The following is a 16,599-nucleotide window of genomic DNA, read 5'->3' as shown; positions in this document are numbered from 1 at the left end:
GCGAAACCGCAGAGACGCCTCAGAAGCGCCAAGTGCGTTGAGATAAGCACTTTTCGGCACTTCCACAACCTGGTGGCCTGACCCAAACAGATGGGTACCATCTGTCAGGATCGCACCACTGGACCGTCCGCCGCTATTCCGCCCCGGTAAAGCCGATAAGGTCCTCCGCCCGCCAGCGGCCCATCTCCTCCTCCCAATGCCTGCGGCACAGCGACACGTAGACGTCCTTGCCGATGGCCACCTGCTCGCCTTCCTTGGCCACCTTGCCGTCGGGGCCCAGCCGCACGACCATGGTCGCCTTGCGGCCGCAGCGGCAGATGGTGCGCACCTCGCGCAACTCGTCGGCGATCGCCAGAAGCGCGCGCGAGCCGGTGAAGAGCTTGCCCTGAAAATCGGTGCGCAGGCCGTAGCACATGACGGGGATGTCGAGCCGGTCGGCGATGCGCGCAAGCTGCCACACCTGCTCGTCGGCCAGGAACTGCGCCTCGTCGATGAAGACGCAGTGGGTGGTGGTGTGCCGGTGATGCTCGGCGACGCGCGCGAAGAGGTCGTCGCCGTCGCGGAACATCTCGGCATCCGCCTCCAGCCCGATGCGCGAGGCGATGTGGCCGGCCCCGTCCTTGCGGTAGTGGCCGGCGACGAACAGCATGGTCGACATGCCGCGCTCGCGGTAGTTGTAGGACGCCTGCAGGAGCATGGTGGTCTTGCCGGCATTCATCGTCGCGTAGTGGAAATAGAGCTTGGCCATCGTCTTCGCCGTTCCGGTCCATTGCCTGATAACAGCATCAGCGGCTTGTGAAACGCGGCGACGACGGTCTTCCACCGGAATGGCGCCGCGGCGGGCGGGGCAGCGCGGCTTTGAGATCGTCCTTTCTGCTTGCGGCCGGCCTCAAATGATGCTTGCGTTTGAACAAAACAGTGAAGCCGGTTAAACGGCGCTGGTGCAAAAAAATATGTCGAACAACTTTCCAGGGGAGAACCGTCATGTCCTACCTTAAACGCACCGCGGCCGGCTTCGGCGTGGCCATCGGCCTTTGCACGGGTACGGCCCTTGCCGCCGAGCCGGAGGAATGCCGCTCCATCACCTTCTCCGATGTCGGCTGGACCGACATCACCGCCACCACGGCGACGGCTTCCACGGTTCTGGAAGGGCTCGGCTACCAGCCGGAAACGCAAGTGCTCTCCGTGCCGGTAACCTACGCTTCGCTCAAGAACGGCGACGTCGACGTCTTCCTCGGCAACTGGATGCCCACCATGGAAGCCGACATCGCGCCCTATCGCGCGGACGGCTCGGTGGAGACCGTCGTCACCAACCTGGAAGGTGCCAAATACACGCTCGCCGTGCCCCAATACACCTATGACGCGGGCCTCAAGAGCTTCGCCGACATCGCCAAATTCCGCGACGAGCTGGGTGGCGAGATCTACGGCATCGAGCCGGGCAACGACGGCAACCGGCTGATCCTCGACATGATCGAGAACGATACATTCGATCTTGCCGGTTTCGAGGTCGTGGAAAGCTCGGAGGCAGGCATGCTCTCGCAGGTGCGCCGCGCCGTGCAGCGCGAAGAGCACGTGGTCTTCCTTGGCTGGGAGCCGCACCCGATGAACGCCAATATCGACATGGCCTACCTGGAAGGCGGCGACGAGGTGTTCGGCCCGAACTACGGCGGCGCCACGGTGCACACGAACGTGCGCGCGGGGCTGACCGAGGAGTGCCCCAATCTCGGACAGCTTCTGAAGAACATGGTCTTCTCGCTGCAGATGGAAAACGAGATCATGGGTGCCATCCTCGACGAGGGCGAGGATCCCGAGGCCGCGGCCGCCGCCTGGCTGAAGGAGAACCCGGACGCGCTGGGCCCCTGGCTCGAAGGCGTGACCACCTTCGATGGCGGCGACGCGATGGAAGCCGTCAAGGCGCATCTGGGGATGTGAGTTGAGCGCGGGCGCCGCCTCTCGGGCGTCCGCTTTCCCGCCTCCCTTCCTCCACCGATAACAGGAGACCGCCAACCCAATGGATCCCCTGACACAATGGATCGCGGCCTGGAAAATTCCCATCGGCAGATGGGGCCGCGAATTTTTCGACTTTCTGACAACCAATTTCGCTTGGCTTTTCGACAATCTGGCCAGCGGGCTTGCAACCGTCCTCGACGGGATGGCCGGGTTCCTTTTGTGGCTGCCGCCGAGCGTGGTCGTGGTGGCGGTCGCCGTCCTCGCTTTTCTCCTGCAGCGCTCGTGGAAACTGGCGCTGGGCGTCGCCATCGGGCTCCTCTTCATCGTCAATCAGGGCCTGTGGAAGGAGACGGTGGAGACGCTGGTCCTCGTCGTCGCCGCGGCCGCTGCCTCCATGGCGATCGGCGTTCCCGTCGGCATCTGGGCAGCCCACAGCGAGCGGGTCTACCAGGTCCTGCGCCCCGTCCTTGACCTCATGCAGACCCTGCCGACCTTCGTCTATCTCATTCCGGTGCTTATCCTTTTCGGCCTGGGTGCGGCGCCGGGCCTCATCGTCACCGTCATTTTCGCCTCGCCGGCGCCCATCCGGCTCACCTATCTCGGCATCACCTCGGTGCCGAAGCCGATGCTGGAGGCGGGCCACGCCTTCGGGGCGACGCGCAACCAGCTTCTGTGGAAGGTGGAGCTGCCGGCGGCACTTCCCTCCATCATGGCGGGGCTCACCCAGTGCATCATGCTGTCGCTGTCCATGGTGGTCATCGCCGCCCTCATCGGCGCCAACGGCCTCGGCAAGCCGGTGGTGCGGGCCTTGAACTCCGTCAATATCCCGCTGGGGCTTGAAGCGGGGCTCGCCATCGTCGTCCTGGCCATCATCCTCGACCGCATGGCCCGCATCGGCAAGGAGGGCGAGCGATGAGACCGGCCGTCGATTTCCGTGCCGTCGATATCATCTTCGGCACCGACCGGGAGCGCGCCGCGGCACTGCCCATGGTGGACGCAGGCGCGAGCCGCGCCGAGATCCTGGAGAAGACCGGCGCGGTGCTCGGCTGCGCCGGTTGCGACCTGGCGGTCGAGCGCGGCGAGATCTCCGTGCTGATGGGGCTTTCGGGCTCCGGAAAATCGACGCTGTTGCGCGCCGTCAACCGGCTCAACAAGGTGGCGCGCGGCGAGGTGATCGTTCACGACGGCGACTGGTCGGCCAGCGTCGTAAACTGCTCGGAGAGCGAGCTCAGGAAGATCCGCCGCGAGTGCGTAGCCATGGTGTTCCAGCAGTTCGCGCTTCTGCCCTGGCGCACGGTGGCGGAGAATGTCGGCTTCGGGCTGGAGCTTTCGGGCGTGCCGGCGAAGGAGCGCCAGGAGCGCGTGATGGCGCAGCTCGAGCTGGTGCATCTGGAGGATTGGGCGGGCAAATACGCACATGAGCTTTCCGGCGGTATGCAGCAGCGCGTGGGCCTTGCCCGCGCCTTTGCCACGGAGGCGCCCATCCTCCTGATGGACGAGCCCTTCTCCGCGCTCGACCCGCTGATCCGCACCAAGCTGCAGGACGAGCTGATCGAACTGCAGGAGCGGCTGAAGAAGACCATCCTCTTCGTCAGCCACGACCTCGAGGAGGCGCTGAAGATCGGCAACCGCATCTCCATCATGGAGGGCGGGCGCATCGTCCAGACCGGCACTCCGGAGGACATCGTGCTCAGGCCCCAGAACGACTACGTGCGCGACTTCATCGCCAATGTGAACCCGTTGTCGGTGCTGACGGCGTGGAACGTGATGCGGGACGCGCGCGATCTCAAAGGTGCCGGCGAGGGCTGGCTGTGGCTCGACCGCCGGCAGACGACGCGTTTCAAGTTCGACGAGAACATGCTCGTGGTGGACGCCGAGCGTGACGGCCAGCCGGCCATCTGGGTCTCGTGCGACAACACGGAAGAGCTGCCGGAAAACAAGCCGAAGGTCTACTGGGCGCATGCCGGCACATCGCTGAAGACGGTGATGCAGGCCATGCACCAGTCGGAAACGGCGCCCGTTGCGGTGTTCGACGAAGCCTCCCGTTTTCTCGGCGCCATCGGCGTGCGCGACGTTCTGAAGGCGATCGTCAGGGGCAGCCCCGGGGAGGACTGACGGCCGAGGGCGGTGCGGCTCCGCCTTTTCGTCCAGCCGAGCCCACTCGAACGGGCTTCCCAACCAATGGCCCTTAGCTTGACTGTTTTGTCTATTGGACCGTTCAGGCATGGATCCTCGGGTCAAGCCCGAGGATCCATGCCTGAACATCGACGCACCACCAGCGGTCAAACATAAGGGCCGCTGGCATTAGCTCGCCTTCTTCACCGGCTGGCGAACGTCGGTGACCGTAAGCCGGTGGGTACGTCCGTTGCGCGCTGTCCAGTCGATCGACTGGCCGGCCGACAGACCGACCAGCACGGCGCCGACCGGCGTCGTCACGGAAATCTTGCCCTGGGCGATATCCGCCTCCACGGGGAAGACGAGTGTCACGGTGGTGGGCGGGGCCTCATCGGCCGTGTAGGTGAGGGTGGATCCCATGCGCACCACCGTTTCGGGGAGTGCGGAATCCTCGACCACGCGGGCGCGCTCCAGTTCGGCGATCATGGTTTCCGCAAACACGGGGTCGTGCTCCTCCATCGCCGTGGCGAGACCGAGCAGGCGGTCGTGGTCGGTTCTGGAAACGATGATCTTGGGCTTGCGTCCGGCCTTCTTCTGCATGGCTTTCGATCCAAGGACTGCCGCCATCTGCGGCTTTTGTTCTTTTGTGATTGCGCCTGGAAGTGCTCTTGTCCGCCACGATCCCATTAGGGCTGCGGCTTCGTTGCGCCCCGCGATCCGGAGGCGCATGGCACCGGACCCCGGGGTTAGCGTCCCGCGAGGGGACACACCCGAAGAAGGTAGAGGGGAGAAATCAAATTCCGCACCATAAAAAGAAAGTGGGTCAGGGCGGGGCCCGTGTCAAGGACGGCGGGGCATCGGCGGCGGCCTTCTCAGGCGGCCGAAGCGGAAGCCTTCGGGCATGGCCGCCCGCACCATCATCATCTCACCGATGGTTTCGTGGGTGAGCAGCCCGACCAGGCGGCCGTCGCTGTCGACCACGGCGACGGCAGGCGCGTTCTTCTCCTGCATCAGGCGAAAACCCTCCGTCAGGCTCTGGCGCCGATGGACGGAGGGAAGGTCGGTGCGCATGGCGCCGACCACGGGCGTCTCGGGGCCGGTCTCCTTCAGCGCGGCGATCATGTCGTTGCGCGTCAGAAGTCCTTCCATGCGGCCGTATGCGTCGAGGATGGGAAACTCGTTTTGCGTGGTGGCGAGCAGCCGCTCGATGGCCTCGCCGATACTCGCGGAGCGGTCGAGGGCGGCGAACTCCGTCACCATCACGTCGCCCGTCAGAACGCTGTTGGCGATGTCGCGGATCTGCGCGTTCTGCGCCTCGGCCGCCGCTGCCAGATAGACGAAGATGGCGATGAAGATGAGCAGTGGATTGTAGAGCAGCCCCAGGAAGCCGAACAGGAAGGCGAGCCCCTGGCCGATATTGGCCGCGATCTGGGTGGCCCGCGCCCAGGTCATCCGCGTGGCGAGAAGGGCGCGCAGCACGCGCCCGCCGTCCATGGGAAAGGCGGGGATCATGTTGAACAGCACCAGGAAGACGTTGACGCCGGCAAGCCGCACGAGAAAATCGGCGCGCGGGTCCTCCACCTGCATCATCTGTTCGATGCCGGCCGAACCGCCGAGCGCCAGGAAGATGAGGACGGCGATGACGACATTGACCAGAGGGCCTGCCACGGCGATGACGAACTCCTGGCCCGGTTCCTCGGGCATGCGTTCCAGACGCGCCAGTCCGCCGATCGGCAAAAGCGTGATGTCCGGCGTCCTGATGCCGTAGCGGCGCGCGGCAAGGGCATGGCCGAACTCGTGCAGCACCACGCAGGCGAAGACGGCAAGGATGAATGCCACGCCCTCCCAGGCAGCGGCCGCGCCGCCGATCCGGTAGTGCATGAACCAGATCCAGACGAGCAGGAGCAGGAAGGTGACGTGGATGCGCACCGTCGTGCCGAGGATCCTGCCGATATTGAAAGACCATATCATCGTGCATCATGCTCCCGCGGGACCTATATCCCAACATAGGGGACATTTGTCGCCGCGGCACCATTTTCAAGCGCGGCATTTCGATGTGGAGGCGCAGGCATTTGGCGGACAACGCGATTGTTACGGCCGTGACCGGCCTCGTGCGCGGCATGAAGCAGCGCCGGGAGGCCGTGGGGCCGGTCGTCGTGCTGGCGGTGCTCGCCTTCGGCGTCTATGCCTTTCTCGCGATCGCCGACGAGGTGGCCGAGGGCGAGATCCGCGCCCTCGACCGGTGGCTTTTCCTCGCCCTGCGCAATCCCGCCGACCCCTCCGATCCGCTCGGACCGCCTTGGCTGGAGGAGGTGGCGCTGGAGATCACCGCGCTCGGCGGCTACACGCTCGTCCTTCTCGCGCTTGCCGCTGTCGTCGGCCTGCTGGTTGTCACACGGCGCCACGGGCCGGCGCTTTACGCCGTGCTTTCGGTCGGATCGGGCGCGCTCGTATCGCATTTTCTGAAGCGGTATTATGAGCGCCCGAGGCCCGATCTCGCCGCCCATCTCGACATCGTCCACACGCCCAGCTTCCCGAGCGGCCACGCCCTCGTGGCCACCGTCGCCTATCTTACGCTGGCCGCCCTCGTCATACGCTTCTTCGGCGATCTGCGGGTGCGGCTTTATGTGCTCTTCATGGCTCTCGTCATTTCGGTCGCCGTCGGCATCACCCGTGTCTATCTCGGCGTCCATTGGCCGAGCGATGTGGCGGCCGGCTGGGCGCTGGGCGCGGCTTGGGCAAGCCTCACATGGCTCGTCGCTTCGCTGCTCCAGTACCGCCGCGGCAATGCGGCGAAGAGGAGCGGGCACCGCCAGGACGGCGACGGCCAGGATGGCGGTGCATGACCAAAGCAGTTGCGCATGCGCCCTTTCGCGGCTATGGAAGGCGCATGAACACGGTTGCGAACGCAAAGCTTTGGTGGTGGGCCCGCTGACTGCGGCCGGCGCAAGCATTTGCGTGCAACTTCGACGATTGGCCGCAGGTGAAAACCGGGCGGCCATTTTCATTATGAGGGCTTCCCGGCGGCGCTTGAAAGGGAGCGGAGAATGAGCGTGGAAGTCTTGGAAAACGGCGGCGAGCGGTTCGTCACGGCGGGCGGCATAAGCGTTGTCCGCACCCGCAGCGAGACGCCCTATGGCGGCGCCATCGACACCTATATCGATGCGCTGGATGCGCGCCGCGGCGCCGTCTTCTCCTCCAACTACGAATATCCGGGCCGCTATACGCGCTGGGATACCGCCATCATCGACCCGCCGCTGGTGATTTCGGCGCGCGGACGGGCCATGAAGGTCGAGGCGCTGAACGGGCGTGGGGAGGTCATGCTGCCGGCGCTGGGCACGGCCATCGAAGGCCTGCCGGACGTCGCCATGACGGCGCGAGGCCCGCGTCTGCTCGAGGTTGCGGTTGCCGAGCCGAGGGAAATCGTATCGGAGGAGGAGCGCTCGCGCGTTCCTTCCGTCTTCACCGTGCTCAGGGCCGTCACGAGCCTCTTCCATACGGAGAACGATGACAATCTCGGGCTTTACGGCGCCTTCGGCTACGATCTCGCCTTCCAGTTCGATCCCGTGGCGCTGAAGCTCGATCGGCCGGAAAGCCAGCGCGACCTCGTTCTCTACCTGCCGGACGAAATCCTCGTCGTCGACCACCATGCGGCCAAGGCCTGGCACGACCGCTACGACTATTCGGGCAAGGGTTTTTCCACCGAAGGCCAGCCGCGCGAGGGCCGTGAAGAGCCGTTCCAGCCAGGAATCCGCGTGCCGCCGCGCGCCGATCACGAGCCAGGCGAATACGCGAAACTGGTGGAAAAGGCGAAGGAAAGCTTCCGGCGCGGCGATCTCTTCGAAGTCGTTCCGGGGCAGATGTTCTTCGAGCACTGCCAGAACCGCCCGTCGGCAATCTCCCGCCGCCTGAAACAGATCAACCCCTCGCCCTATTCGTTCTTCATCAACCTTGGCGAGCGCGAGTATCTCATCGGCGCCTCTCCGGAGATGTTCGTGCGCGTGTCGGGAAGGCGCGTGGAGACCTGCCCTATTTCCGGCACCATCAAGCGCGGCGGCGATGCCATCTCCGATTCCGAGCAGATCCTGAAGCTCCTGAATTCCAAGAAGGACGAGTCGGAGCTGACCATGTGCTCCGACGTCGACCGCAACGACAAGAGCCGCGTGTGCGAGCCGGGCTCGGTGCGCGTGATCGGCCGGCGCCAGATCGAGATGTATTCGCGCCTCATCCACACGGTCGACCACATCGAGGGCCGCCTGCGCGAGGGCATGGACGCTTTCGATGCCTTCCTCTCCCATGCCTGGGCGGTTACCGTCACCGGCGCGCCGAAGCTGTGGGCCATGCGCTTTATCGAGGACAACGAGAAGAGTCCGCGCGCCTGGTACGGAGGCGCCGTCGGCATGGTCCATTTCAACGGCGACATGAACACGGGGCTGACACTCCGGACCATCCGCATCAAGGACGGCACGGCCGAGGTGCGGGCGGGTGCAACGCTCCTTTTCGATTCCGACGGAGCGGAGGAAGAGGCAGAGACGGAGCTGAAGGCCTCCGCCATGCTGTCGGCCATCCGCGAGGCAGGGAAAACCAACATGGGACAAGAGGCGAGAGAGGCGGCGAAGGTCGGCGAGGGCGTGAAGATCCTGCTTGTCGACCACGAGGATTCCTTCGTCCACACCCTGGCCAACTATTTCCGCCAGACGGGAGCGGCCGTCACCACCGTGCGCACGCCGGTGGCCGAGGCCGTCTTCGACCGCGTCGATCCCGATCTCGTGGTGCTTTCGCCGGGACCGGGTACGCCGGCCGATTTCGATTGCGCAGCGACGATCGCCAAGGCGCGGGCGCGCAACCTGCCGATCTTCGGCGTGTGTCTGGGGCTGCAGGCGCTGGTGGAGGCCTATGGCGGCGCGCTGCGCCACCTGCGCGAGCCCGTGCACGGCAAGCCGTCGCGCATCCGTGCCGGCGGCAACAGCCTCGTCTTCTCCGGCCTGCCGCACGAGGTGACGGTGGGGCGCTACCACTCCATCTTCGCCGATCCTTCGCGCATGCCCGAGGCCTTCGTCGTCACGGCGGAAACCGAGGACGGCGTGGTGATGGCCATCGAGCACGAGAGCGAGCCGGTGGCGGCCGTGCAGTTCCACCCCGAATCCATTATGACGCTGGGCCAGAACGCCGGCATGCGCATGATCGAGAACGTGGTCGCGCATCTGCCGGGCAAGGCGAAGGTGAAGGCGGCGTGAGGGGTGCCGGCCGCGACGCCCGCGCGTGACGGCAAATTTGCGAGGGTGCGGCGAACCATGACATCCGCAAAGACAGTCCGGCGCCTCTCCTTCTGGTCCATCGTCGTCGGCATGGCGATTTTCGCCCTGAAGCTCGGCGCCTGGTGGCTGACGGGCTCCGTCGCGCTGTTCTCCGACGCGATGGAATCCATCGTCAACGTCGTGGCGTCGGGTGCGGCCTTTTTCGCCATCCGCGTGGCGTACATCCCGGCCGACGAAAACCACCCCTTCGGGCACCACAAGGCGGAGTACCTTTCCGCAGTGCTGGAAGGCGTGCTGATCGTCGTCGCGGCACTCCTCATCCTGCGCGAGGCGGGGCTCGCCTTCTCCCTGCCGCACGCGCTGGAGGCGCCGGGGATCGGCCTTGCGATTACGGCTGTCGCGGCGGTTGGCAACGGCATCTGGGCGGTCGTCCTCATGCGCGTCGGCCGCACCGCCCGCTCGCCGGCGCTGGTGGCCGACAGCCGTCATCTGTGGACCGACGTCATCACGTCGGCCGGTGTTATCGTCGGCCTTCTCCTGGCGCTCGCCACAGGCTGGCTGTGGCTCGACCCGCTGATGGCAGTCATCGTCGCGGCCAACATCCTGTGGCACGGCTGGCACATGGTCAGCGCTTCCGTCCAGGGGCTGATGGACGTTGCGGTCGACCCTGCGGAACTGGCCGAGATCGAGCGCCTCGTGCGCGCCAACAGCGACGGCGCGCTGGAGTTCCACGACCTGAAGACGCGCGAGGCCGGCCGCGCTCGCTTCATCGAGTTTCACCTGGTGGTGCCCTCGGACATGACGGTGGAGCGCGCGCACCAGATCTGCGATCGCATCGAGGATGTGCTGGAGGACGAGCTTCCCGGCGCCCGCGTCACCATCCACGTGGAGCCGGAACACAAGGCCAAGCACGGATAGGATCGCCACGTCATTCCGTTGCGCCGGGGGCGAATTCGGGAGAAATGCCAGAAGAGGCGCGGACAACCGGCCTTCCACAGCCGCCGGCCGGAACGCGGGCCAGGTTCGTCCGGCCGTTGCGGCTTTTTGTACCGGGTCCCTCATGCCCCATCCCTTCTGATAATCGAGAAGATTGGAACAAAAAGAGAACATACGCAAGGGATTTCTTCGCCGCGATGGAAAATTTCCCGCCGGCGCCGGATCAGCTGCGTTTCGACTGCATATCCGCGTAACCTTCGGCGGCAGCGCGCACGTCGTCGGGAAAGTCGTCCATCTCCATGATGCGGCGGATTTCGATGGTCTCGTTGGGCTGCGCGGGGCAGCGCTTGGCCCATTCGATAGCCTCTTCGCGCGAGCCGACCTCGATGACCCAGTAGCCGCCGACCACTTCCTTGGCCTCGGCGAACGGTCCGTCGGTCACCACCGGCTCTCCCGTGGCGAAGGAAACGCGGGCGCCCATGGAGGGCGGGTGCAGCCCCTCGGCTGCCACCAGAATGCCGGCCTTCTGCAGTTCCTCATTGTATCGCATCATGACCTCGACGGCCTTGGGGTCGTCGGGCATGGTGCCGGGTGCGGCTGCCTCGTAGCCGGCGGGGATCATCAGCATCATGTAGCGCATGGTTTCCTCCTCAGGATGGGGAACGGGTCTTTAGATACAGCGCACCGCCGGCCCAGGCGCAGGGCAGTCAGCACCAATGCGATCGGAGCCGCTTCGGTATTCATCGTCCCTTCCTCCCTTTCCGGCACGCCGGCTGTGCCGACGTACCCCCACCAGACCACTAGGACGAAGAAAAAGGGCGCTGTCCGACCGCGCCCGTAAGGTTTCTTCTTCGCCGGAGGGCGGCCGCGCTTCCTATCCGATGGTCCGATAGGCGCGGGTCCATGTCCTCAATCAATCGTCGAAGAAGGGCAGGTTGGCCCGCGCGCTCTCCACGCGTCCCTTCGGCTCCTCCCATTCCTCCTGGCGGCCGAGTGCCGTCAGGTCGAGCCAGTAGTAGGAGCCGCCCGTCGTCTCCGCACCCCGTCCGAAGGTCGAGTAGGTGTGGTAGACGTCGTCGCCGACGCGCAGGAAGAAACTGCTGCCGGGCTGTTCGATCGGCTGCTCGCCTTCGAAATAATAGCCCGTCCCGGCCTTCTCGTGCTCCTCCTTGGTGCGGTAGTTGTAGGTCGCCTGTCCACGGTTTTCGTCGACCGTCACGCCGAAATCGTAGTTGAAGTCGCTGCCGTGGGACGAATACCAGGGGAAGCGCCAGCCCTTCTCCGCCTTGTAGCGCTCGAGTTTTTCGAGCGGCGCCCGCGATACGCAGGCATAGGAGGTGTCGCGGTGGTTCAAGTGGCGTATCAGCCCGTCCGAGATCTCCTCGGCGCCGGCCGTGCAGCCGGGACATCCTTTCTCCCAACGCGGATCGAACATGAAATGGCCGATGATGAGCTGGCGGCGGCCTTCGAAGAGGTCGATCAGTCGTTTCTTGCCGTCCGGCCCGTCGAAGACGTAGTCCTTCTCGATCTTCACCATCGGCAGGCGCCGCCGCTCCGCGCTCAAGGTGTCGCGCGCCCGCGTCATCTCCTTCTCCTTGGCCAGCAGCGCCTTGCGGGCTTCCAGCCATTCCTCTCGCGAAACAACTTTTGGCAGGCTCATCTTCGGTTCCTCCATGGTTCGAAGTTCAAGTGCCGGCTCCCTCAGGAGGGTTGGAAAACGCCGTCGATATAGGCCGCGCCGAAATAGACATTGACGGCGCGGATGCGGTCATCCGTAAAATCGAGCGTCTCGACATTGCGGAATTCCTTCCCTTCCCGAGTGCGGCACCTGTACAAGACGAATACGCGGTCGCCGTTCTCGACAATTTCTTCCGGAGAAATTTCGGCCATGCGCTGGCCTGCCGGCCAGCACCGCTCGAAGAAGGCCTTCCTGTCGATGGCGTCGTCATAGGGACTGGTGAAGGTGAAGTCCTCCGTCAGCGTCTGCTCCATCAGACGGCGGTCTCTTGTGCGATAGGCGCGGAAGACGTCTTTCACGGTTTCGCTTCGGGTTGGGTGTGGCATGGCGACCTCCTCACAATGAGCCACAGTCGGGACGAACGCCCGAACACATCGGCTTACCCGCCTACCGCATAGGTCAGCATCACCCCGCCGGTCTTGAGCGGGCGCGAGCCTTCGAGGCGCATCTTGACCTGCTGGTCCTGCGGCTTGAACAACGGATTGCCCCCGCCCAGCACCACCGGCGCGACGCAGATCCGGTATTCGTCAACGAGCCCGGCCTTGAGGAGGGAGTCGAGCAGGTCGGCGCTGCCGAATATATAGACGTCCTTGCCCTCCTCCGCCTTCAGCGCGCTGACCGCCTCCGCGGCCTCGCCCTTCAAGAGCCGGGTATTGTTCCATGTCGCCTCGTCGAGCGTGCGGGTCGCCACCGCCTTCTCGATCGAGTTCATCATGTCGGCAATCTCCCCGGTCTCCTTGCTCCAGTAGCCGGCCATGCCTTCATATGTGCGCCGCCCGAAAAGCAGCGTGCCGATCTCCTTGCCCTGCTCGAGCGAAAACGCAGCCAGTTCGTCTCCCCAGACCGTCTCGTGGAAGCCGAGGTCCCACGGGCTCTTGCCCTCGAAATAGCCGTCGAGCGTCATCACGTTCCAAACCACCAATCGTCTCATTGCTTGTCTCCTTCGGATATGGTTTCGCTGCTGTGGGGTCAGTTAATCTTGCCCGAATGTTCGGCGATTGCCGCGACGATCCGGTCCCAATGGCCGGGGTGCAACTCGTGGCCGCCACCTTCGAGCTTCAGCAGGCGGGCGCCGGGAACGGCAGCGGCCAGCGCTTCGCCGTGTTCCGGCGGGAAAACCGGATCGGCCGTGCCGTGAACGACGAGAAGCGGCGCTTTCATCTCGTGCAGCCGGTCCCGCCATGCCTCGCCGACCTCGAAGAGGATGCTGTGGTTGGTGGCGCTGAGATAGCCGCCTGAGCGGTCGAAATCCCGTTCGATGAAGGCTCGGGTCCCGGCCTCGTCGAACGGATGTGCCGTGCCCGCCGTCAGGCGCGCATCCTCCACCAAATACGCGACCGCGTCTGCCCGGTCCGACCAGTCCGCCTCCACTTTCATATGTTCCATCCAGGCCTCGCCGCTCGCCGGGAGGTGGGACGTGTCCACCCCGACCGGCGAACTGCTGATCGTCGTCAGCGAAAGCACGCGCTCGGGATTCTTCAGCGCGGCGGCCTGGCCCACCATGCCGCCGAGGGAAAAGCCCGCGATATGGGCGGCAAAAATCCCGTAGCCGTCGAGCACGCGGAAGACGTCATCGACCGCATCCTCGAAGATATAGCCCGGCTGACCGGGCGGATATTTCGTCGACAGGCCGCTGTCGCGCTGGTCGTAGCGGATGACGAAGCGGCGGCGCTCGGCCAGGCGTCGGCAGAATTCTTCGGGCCACCACAGCATGGAAGCCATCCCGCCCATGATCAGAAGCACGGGCGGATTTACCGGATCGCCGAACGCTTCAGTGACGAACTCGACATCGTCGATCCTGATGGTGCGCGCATTCATGTTCTGCTCCGTGGACTGCGTTGAACGGCGCGGCGCGATCAGGCGGGAACGTAAGTCAGCCTGACCGTGTCCTCGCCGATTCGATCATGGGTCACGAGGCGGAGCGGCGGCCGGGGGCCGGCGAAATATGGCTTGCCATGGCCAAGCACTACTGGGTGCAGGTAGATGCGATATTCATCGATCAGCCCTAGTTCGGTTAGGCTATGCGCCAGATCGGGGCCGGCCACTTCGATCTCCCCGTCGCGCTCGGCCTTCAGCTGACGGATCGCGTCCTCGAGATCGCCCGCGACAAGCCTGGCGTTGGGGCCGACGGACTTCAACGAGCGCGAGACGACCCACTTCGGCTGCTTCCGCCACGCAGCCGCAAAGGCCGCTCCTTCCGGCTCCCAGTCGAGATGGTCATCGTCCCAGTACCGCATGATCTCATACATCTTGCGCCCGTAAATGCTACCCACCTGCCGCTCAGCCTCTTCGATAAAGTGGCGGAAGAGCGCGGGACTTGGTGCAAACGCCATATGGTCGACGTAGCCGTCCAGCGACTGGTTCATTCCAAAAACAAGCTTGGCCATAGTCCCATTCTCCTCACAAAAGGCCGCGCGCTTTAGACGCCGCGGGGCCGCCACGGCTCGTGCTCGTGCGCGAGCCAGATCAGCTCGGGGTCGAGCGCGCGCGCAAGCAGCTGGCCTTCGGTGCGCGGCTCATCAAGCTCGCCAAACCAAACCGCCACGTCGCCGCCAACGACAACCGGGCGCCCGCCAGTCTCGACGACGACGACCTGCATGCCGGCTGTGTGGCCCGGCGCCGGGACGAGCCGGAGCCCGGGAAGCAGCTCGAGTTCGCCGTCGACCGGCACATACCGCACGCCGGGCGCATCGACCCACTCGCGAATCGTGTAGTCGTCCTCGCCGTGGGCGTCGTCGAGCTCCCGACGCTGGACATAGATCGGCTTGCCGGCGAAGAGGTGGTTGCCGCCGCAATGGTCGGCGTGCAGGTGCGTGTTGACGACGATGTCGATCCCGGCGACGTCGAAGTCCTGCTTGCTCAGTGGATAGAGGCGGGGATCGAAAGCAGCCACCACTGCCGGGTGCAGCTCCGTCATACCGGTATCGACCAGTATGCGCGCATCGGGATGGTCGATGACGTGCACGTAGACTGGCATCCGCTCGCCCTCGACGTGCAGGTCGGCGACGAGAATCGGCGTGATGGTGATCGAGGCGCAGGCGTTCATCTCATTCTCTCCCTTGACCTCATGTGCAGATGATTGCAACTTACAACCGGTTGCAGGTTAGTCGAACTGATTTTATTTCGCAACCGGTTTTTTTTGGAGAAAGTAAAATTGGCCGCCGACAAGGAAGCATCCGCCCACCGCTCGGGCTGTCCCATCAACCTCACGCTGGAGGTTCTGGGCGACAAATGGTCCCTCATCATCGTGCGCGACATGATGTTCGGAAACCGCCGCCACTTCCGCGAGCTTCTGGCGCAGAACGAGGAGGGGATCGCCTCAAACATCCTGGCCGATCGCCTGCGCCGGCTCATGGCGGAAGGCGTCATCTCCAAAAAGGACGACCCGAGCCACAAGCAGAAGGCGATCTACAGCCTGACGGAGAAGGGGATCGAGCTTCTGCCGGTCTTCGCCATGATCGGCGCCTGGGGGCGCAAATGGCTGCCAGTGACGGAGGCGCTCTCCATCCGTGCGCAGCTCCTGGAGGAGGGCGGGCCGGACCTGTGGGAAGAGTTCATGGAGGAGCTGCGCCAGGAGCATCTGGGGATTCCGGCGAAGCCCAGGTCAGGGCCGGGCGTGCGTGAGAGGCTGCGCGCGGCCTATGAGGAGGTGATGGCGCGGGGGCGTGCGCCTGCCTAAAGGTATGAGGCCACCTCCGGCGCCCTGTCCCAGGCATCATGTCGGCCGTCCTCATAGATGATCGGCGCGCCCGCCAGCTCCTCGTCGCTGGCATCGTCGAGGCAGACGAGGTTGACGGCATAAAACGCCCCGCCCATCATGTCGAAATCGGCGCTGGCGAAGGGGTGGACGCCGCAGTGCTTGCAGAAGACATGTCTGATCATGCGCGCGCCGAAGCGGTATTCCGTCAACGCTTCCTCGCCCTTAAGCAGCTTGAAGTCCTCCGGTACGACGAACGCCTTCCAGAACCGTGTCTTCAGGCAGGAGGAGCAGTTGCAGCGGAAGGTCGATGTCCAATAGACGCCCTCCCGCGCCGGCTCCGAGCGCTGGCCTTCCGGCGCCAGGTCAAGCCGGCATTCGAAGCGGACAGCCCCGCAATGGCAGCTCCCGTGATAGGTCTTCCTCATCCCATCTCCTCCTTTTGTGCGGTGACATAGGCGCCAAGCCGGTCCATGCATTCCTCCCAGCCCTCCGTGTGGCCGTCGCGGCTTTCGGGGGTGGGGAAGGGCGTCTGGTGGAAGGTGAGCCGTGTCTTCTCTCCAACCTCTTCCAGCGTCACGGTAACCACCGTTTCCATGGCGTTCTCCTCCTCCCAGGTGAAGGTGAAGACGATGCGGTGAGGCTCGGCGATCTCGCGGTAAACCCCGCTCGCCCAGTAGTCCTGTCCCTCTGGCGAGCGGATGCAGGCGCGCCACGCGCCGCCCTCGCGAAAGTCGGTTTTGACCGACGGCACGGAAAAATCCTTCGGCCCCCACCAGCGGGCGAGATGCTCCGGCGTGCTCCAGACCCTGAAGACGAGGCTGCGCGGGGCGTCGAAGATGCGGGTGATGGAAAGTGCGAGGTCGTTTATGGCGGTGGTCGTCCGGATCATCGTCCTTCTCCCC

Annotated in this window: 19 protein-coding genes; 7 read left to right on the top strand and 12 right to left on the bottom strand. The window is 64.8% G+C overall.

Translation table 11 applies throughout. The annotated features are described in order from the left end of the window. Positions 1–133 precede the first annotated feature (133 nt). Complete coding sequence (locus GM910_RS08575; RefSeq protein WP_159587110.1) at positions 134–748, bottom strand: thymidine kinase; 615 nt, start codon at positions 746–748, stop codon at positions 134–136. A gap of 236 nt (positions 749–984) precedes the next feature. Between GM910_RS08575 and GM910_RS08570 the strand changes: the two genes are divergently transcribed. The 3 genes from GM910_RS08570 (at position 985) to choV (ending at position 4,065) form a co-directional block, all read left to right on the top strand. Then, on the top strand, positions 985–1,932 hold the full coding sequence (locus tag GM910_RS08570; protein WP_159587109.1) for a choline ABC transporter substrate-binding protein: 948 nt from the start codon (positions 985–987) through the stop codon (positions 1,930–1,932). A 79-nt stretch (positions 1,933–2,011) separates the two neighbouring features. Further along, the gene (gene choW / locus GM910_RS08565; RefSeq protein WP_159587108.1) at positions 2,012–2,866 is read left to right on the top strand and encodes a choline ABC transporter permease subunit; all 855 of its coding nucleotides are present in this window, start codon (positions 2,012–2,014) and stop codon (positions 2,864–2,866) included. Further along, positions 2,863–4,065, top strand: coding sequence for a choline ABC transporter ATP-binding protein (gene choV, locus GM910_RS08560; RefSeq protein ID WP_159587107.1), 1,203 nt, complete (start codon positions 2,863–2,865; stop codon positions 4,063–4,065). Before choW ends, choV begins: the two co-directional genes overlap by 4 nt. A gap of 189 nt (positions 4,066–4,254) precedes the next feature. Here the strand turns inward: choV and rnk are convergent, their stop codons facing one another. Together rnk and GM910_RS08550 are read right to left on the bottom strand one after the other, a co-directional pair. Further along, positions 4,255–4,665 carry a nucleoside diphosphate kinase regulator gene (gene rnk, locus GM910_RS08555; RefSeq protein WP_159587106.1) on the bottom strand — a complete coding sequence of 137 codons (411 nt, stop codon included), beginning with the start codon at positions 4,663–4,665 and terminating at the stop codon, positions 4,255–4,257. Positions 4,666–4,905: 240 nt separating this feature from the next. Then, positions 4,906–6,036, bottom strand: a complete 1,131-nt coding sequence (locus tag GM910_RS08550) for a site-2 protease family protein (RefSeq protein ID WP_159587105.1) — start codon at positions 6,034–6,036, stop codon at positions 4,906–4,908. A gap of 101 nt (positions 6,037–6,137) precedes the next feature. Here GM910_RS08550 and GM910_RS08545 point away from each other — a divergent pair, with 101 nt between their 5' ends. The 3 genes from GM910_RS08545 to GM910_RS08535 all read left to right on the top strand — a co-directional run bounded on the left by GM910_RS08545 (position 6,138) and on the right by GM910_RS08535 (position 10,241). Next, the gene (locus GM910_RS08545; RefSeq protein WP_246225917.1) at positions 6,138–6,911 is read left to right on the top strand and encodes a phosphatase PAP2 family protein; all 774 of its coding nucleotides are present in this window, start codon (positions 6,138–6,140) and stop codon (positions 6,909–6,911) included. A gap of 201 nt (positions 6,912–7,112) precedes the next feature. Then, positions 7,113–9,302, top strand: a complete 2,190-nt coding sequence (locus GM910_RS08540) for an anthranilate synthase (RefSeq protein WP_159587103.1) — start codon at positions 7,113–7,115, stop codon at positions 9,300–9,302. Between the two features lie 57 nt (positions 9,303–9,359). Next, entirely contained in the window at positions 9,360–10,241 is an 882-nt protein-coding gene (locus GM910_RS08535; RefSeq protein WP_159587102.1) for a cation diffusion facilitator family transporter, read from the top strand. A gap of 241 nt (positions 10,242–10,482) precedes the next feature. Here the strand turns inward: GM910_RS08535 and GM910_RS08530 are convergent, their stop codons facing one another. From GM910_RS08530 to GM910_RS08500, 7 genes are all read right to left on the bottom strand, one after another. Further along, positions 10,483–10,899, bottom strand: a complete 417-nt coding sequence (locus GM910_RS08530; RefSeq protein WP_159587101.1) for a YciI family protein — start codon at positions 10,897–10,899, stop codon at positions 10,483–10,485. Positions 10,900–11,172: 273 nt separating this feature from the next. After that, positions 11,173–11,919, bottom strand: coding sequence for a DUF899 domain-containing protein (locus GM910_RS08525; protein ID WP_159587100.1), 747 nt, complete (start codon positions 11,917–11,919; stop codon positions 11,173–11,175). Positions 11,920–11,960: 41 nt separating this feature from the next. Continuing rightward, positions 11,961–12,323 (bottom strand): nuclear transport factor 2 family protein, encoded by a 363-nt coding sequence (locus GM910_RS08520; protein WP_159587099.1) that lies wholly within the window; start codon positions 12,321–12,323, stop codon positions 11,961–11,963. 53 nt (positions 12,324–12,376) lie between these two features. Then, entirely contained in the window at positions 12,377–12,928 is a 552-nt protein-coding gene (locus GM910_RS08515; protein WP_159587098.1) for a dihydrofolate reductase family protein, read from the bottom strand. Positions 12,929–12,966: 38 nt separating this feature from the next. Further along, a complete protein-coding gene (locus tag GM910_RS08510; protein WP_159587097.1) occupies positions 12,967–13,815 on the bottom strand; it encodes an alpha/beta fold hydrolase in 849 nt (282 codons plus the stop codon). A 38-nt stretch (positions 13,816–13,853) separates the two neighbouring features. Then, positions 13,854–14,384: a dihydrofolate reductase family protein gene (locus GM910_RS08505; RefSeq protein ID WP_159587096.1), complete on the bottom strand. Its 531-nt coding sequence runs from the start codon at positions 14,382–14,384 to the stop codon at positions 13,854–13,856. Between the two features lie 32 nt (positions 14,385–14,416). Then, a complete protein-coding gene (locus GM910_RS08500) occupies positions 14,417–15,043 on the bottom strand; it encodes an MBL fold metallo-hydrolase (protein WP_159587095.1) in 627 nt (208 codons plus the stop codon). A 108-nt stretch (positions 15,044–15,151) separates the two neighbouring features. Here GM910_RS08500 and GM910_RS08495 point away from each other — a divergent pair, with 108 nt between their 5' ends. Further along, the gene (locus GM910_RS08495) at positions 15,152–15,676 is read left to right on the top strand and encodes a winged helix-turn-helix transcriptional regulator (RefSeq protein ID WP_159587094.1); all 525 of its coding nucleotides are present in this window, start codon (positions 15,152–15,154) and stop codon (positions 15,674–15,676) included. On the opposite strand, the gene GM910_RS08490 is transcribed toward GM910_RS08495, so the two are convergent. Together GM910_RS08490 and GM910_RS08485 are read right to left on the bottom strand one after the other, a co-directional pair. After that, positions 15,673–16,122 (bottom strand): GFA family protein, encoded by a 450-nt coding sequence (locus tag GM910_RS08490; RefSeq protein WP_159587093.1) that lies wholly within the window; start codon positions 16,120–16,122, stop codon positions 15,673–15,675. The two genes, GM910_RS08495 and GM910_RS08490, sit on opposite strands and share 4 nt — an antisense overlap. After that, entirely contained in the window at positions 16,119–16,586 is a 468-nt protein-coding gene (locus GM910_RS08485; protein ID WP_159587092.1) for an SRPBCC domain-containing protein, read from the bottom strand. Before GM910_RS08485 ends, GM910_RS08490 begins: the two co-directional genes overlap by 4 nt. Positions 16,587–16,599 lie beyond the last annotated feature (13 nt).

Source organism: Chelativorans xinjiangensis (assembly GCF_009812055.1).
Taxonomy (GTDB): domain Bacteria; phylum Pseudomonadota; class Alphaproteobacteria; order Rhizobiales; family Rhizobiaceae; genus Chelativorans; species Chelativorans xinjiangense.
The sequence above is the reverse complement of the archived record's forward strand: the minus strand, read 5'-3'. Positions and strand labels throughout refer to the sequence as shown.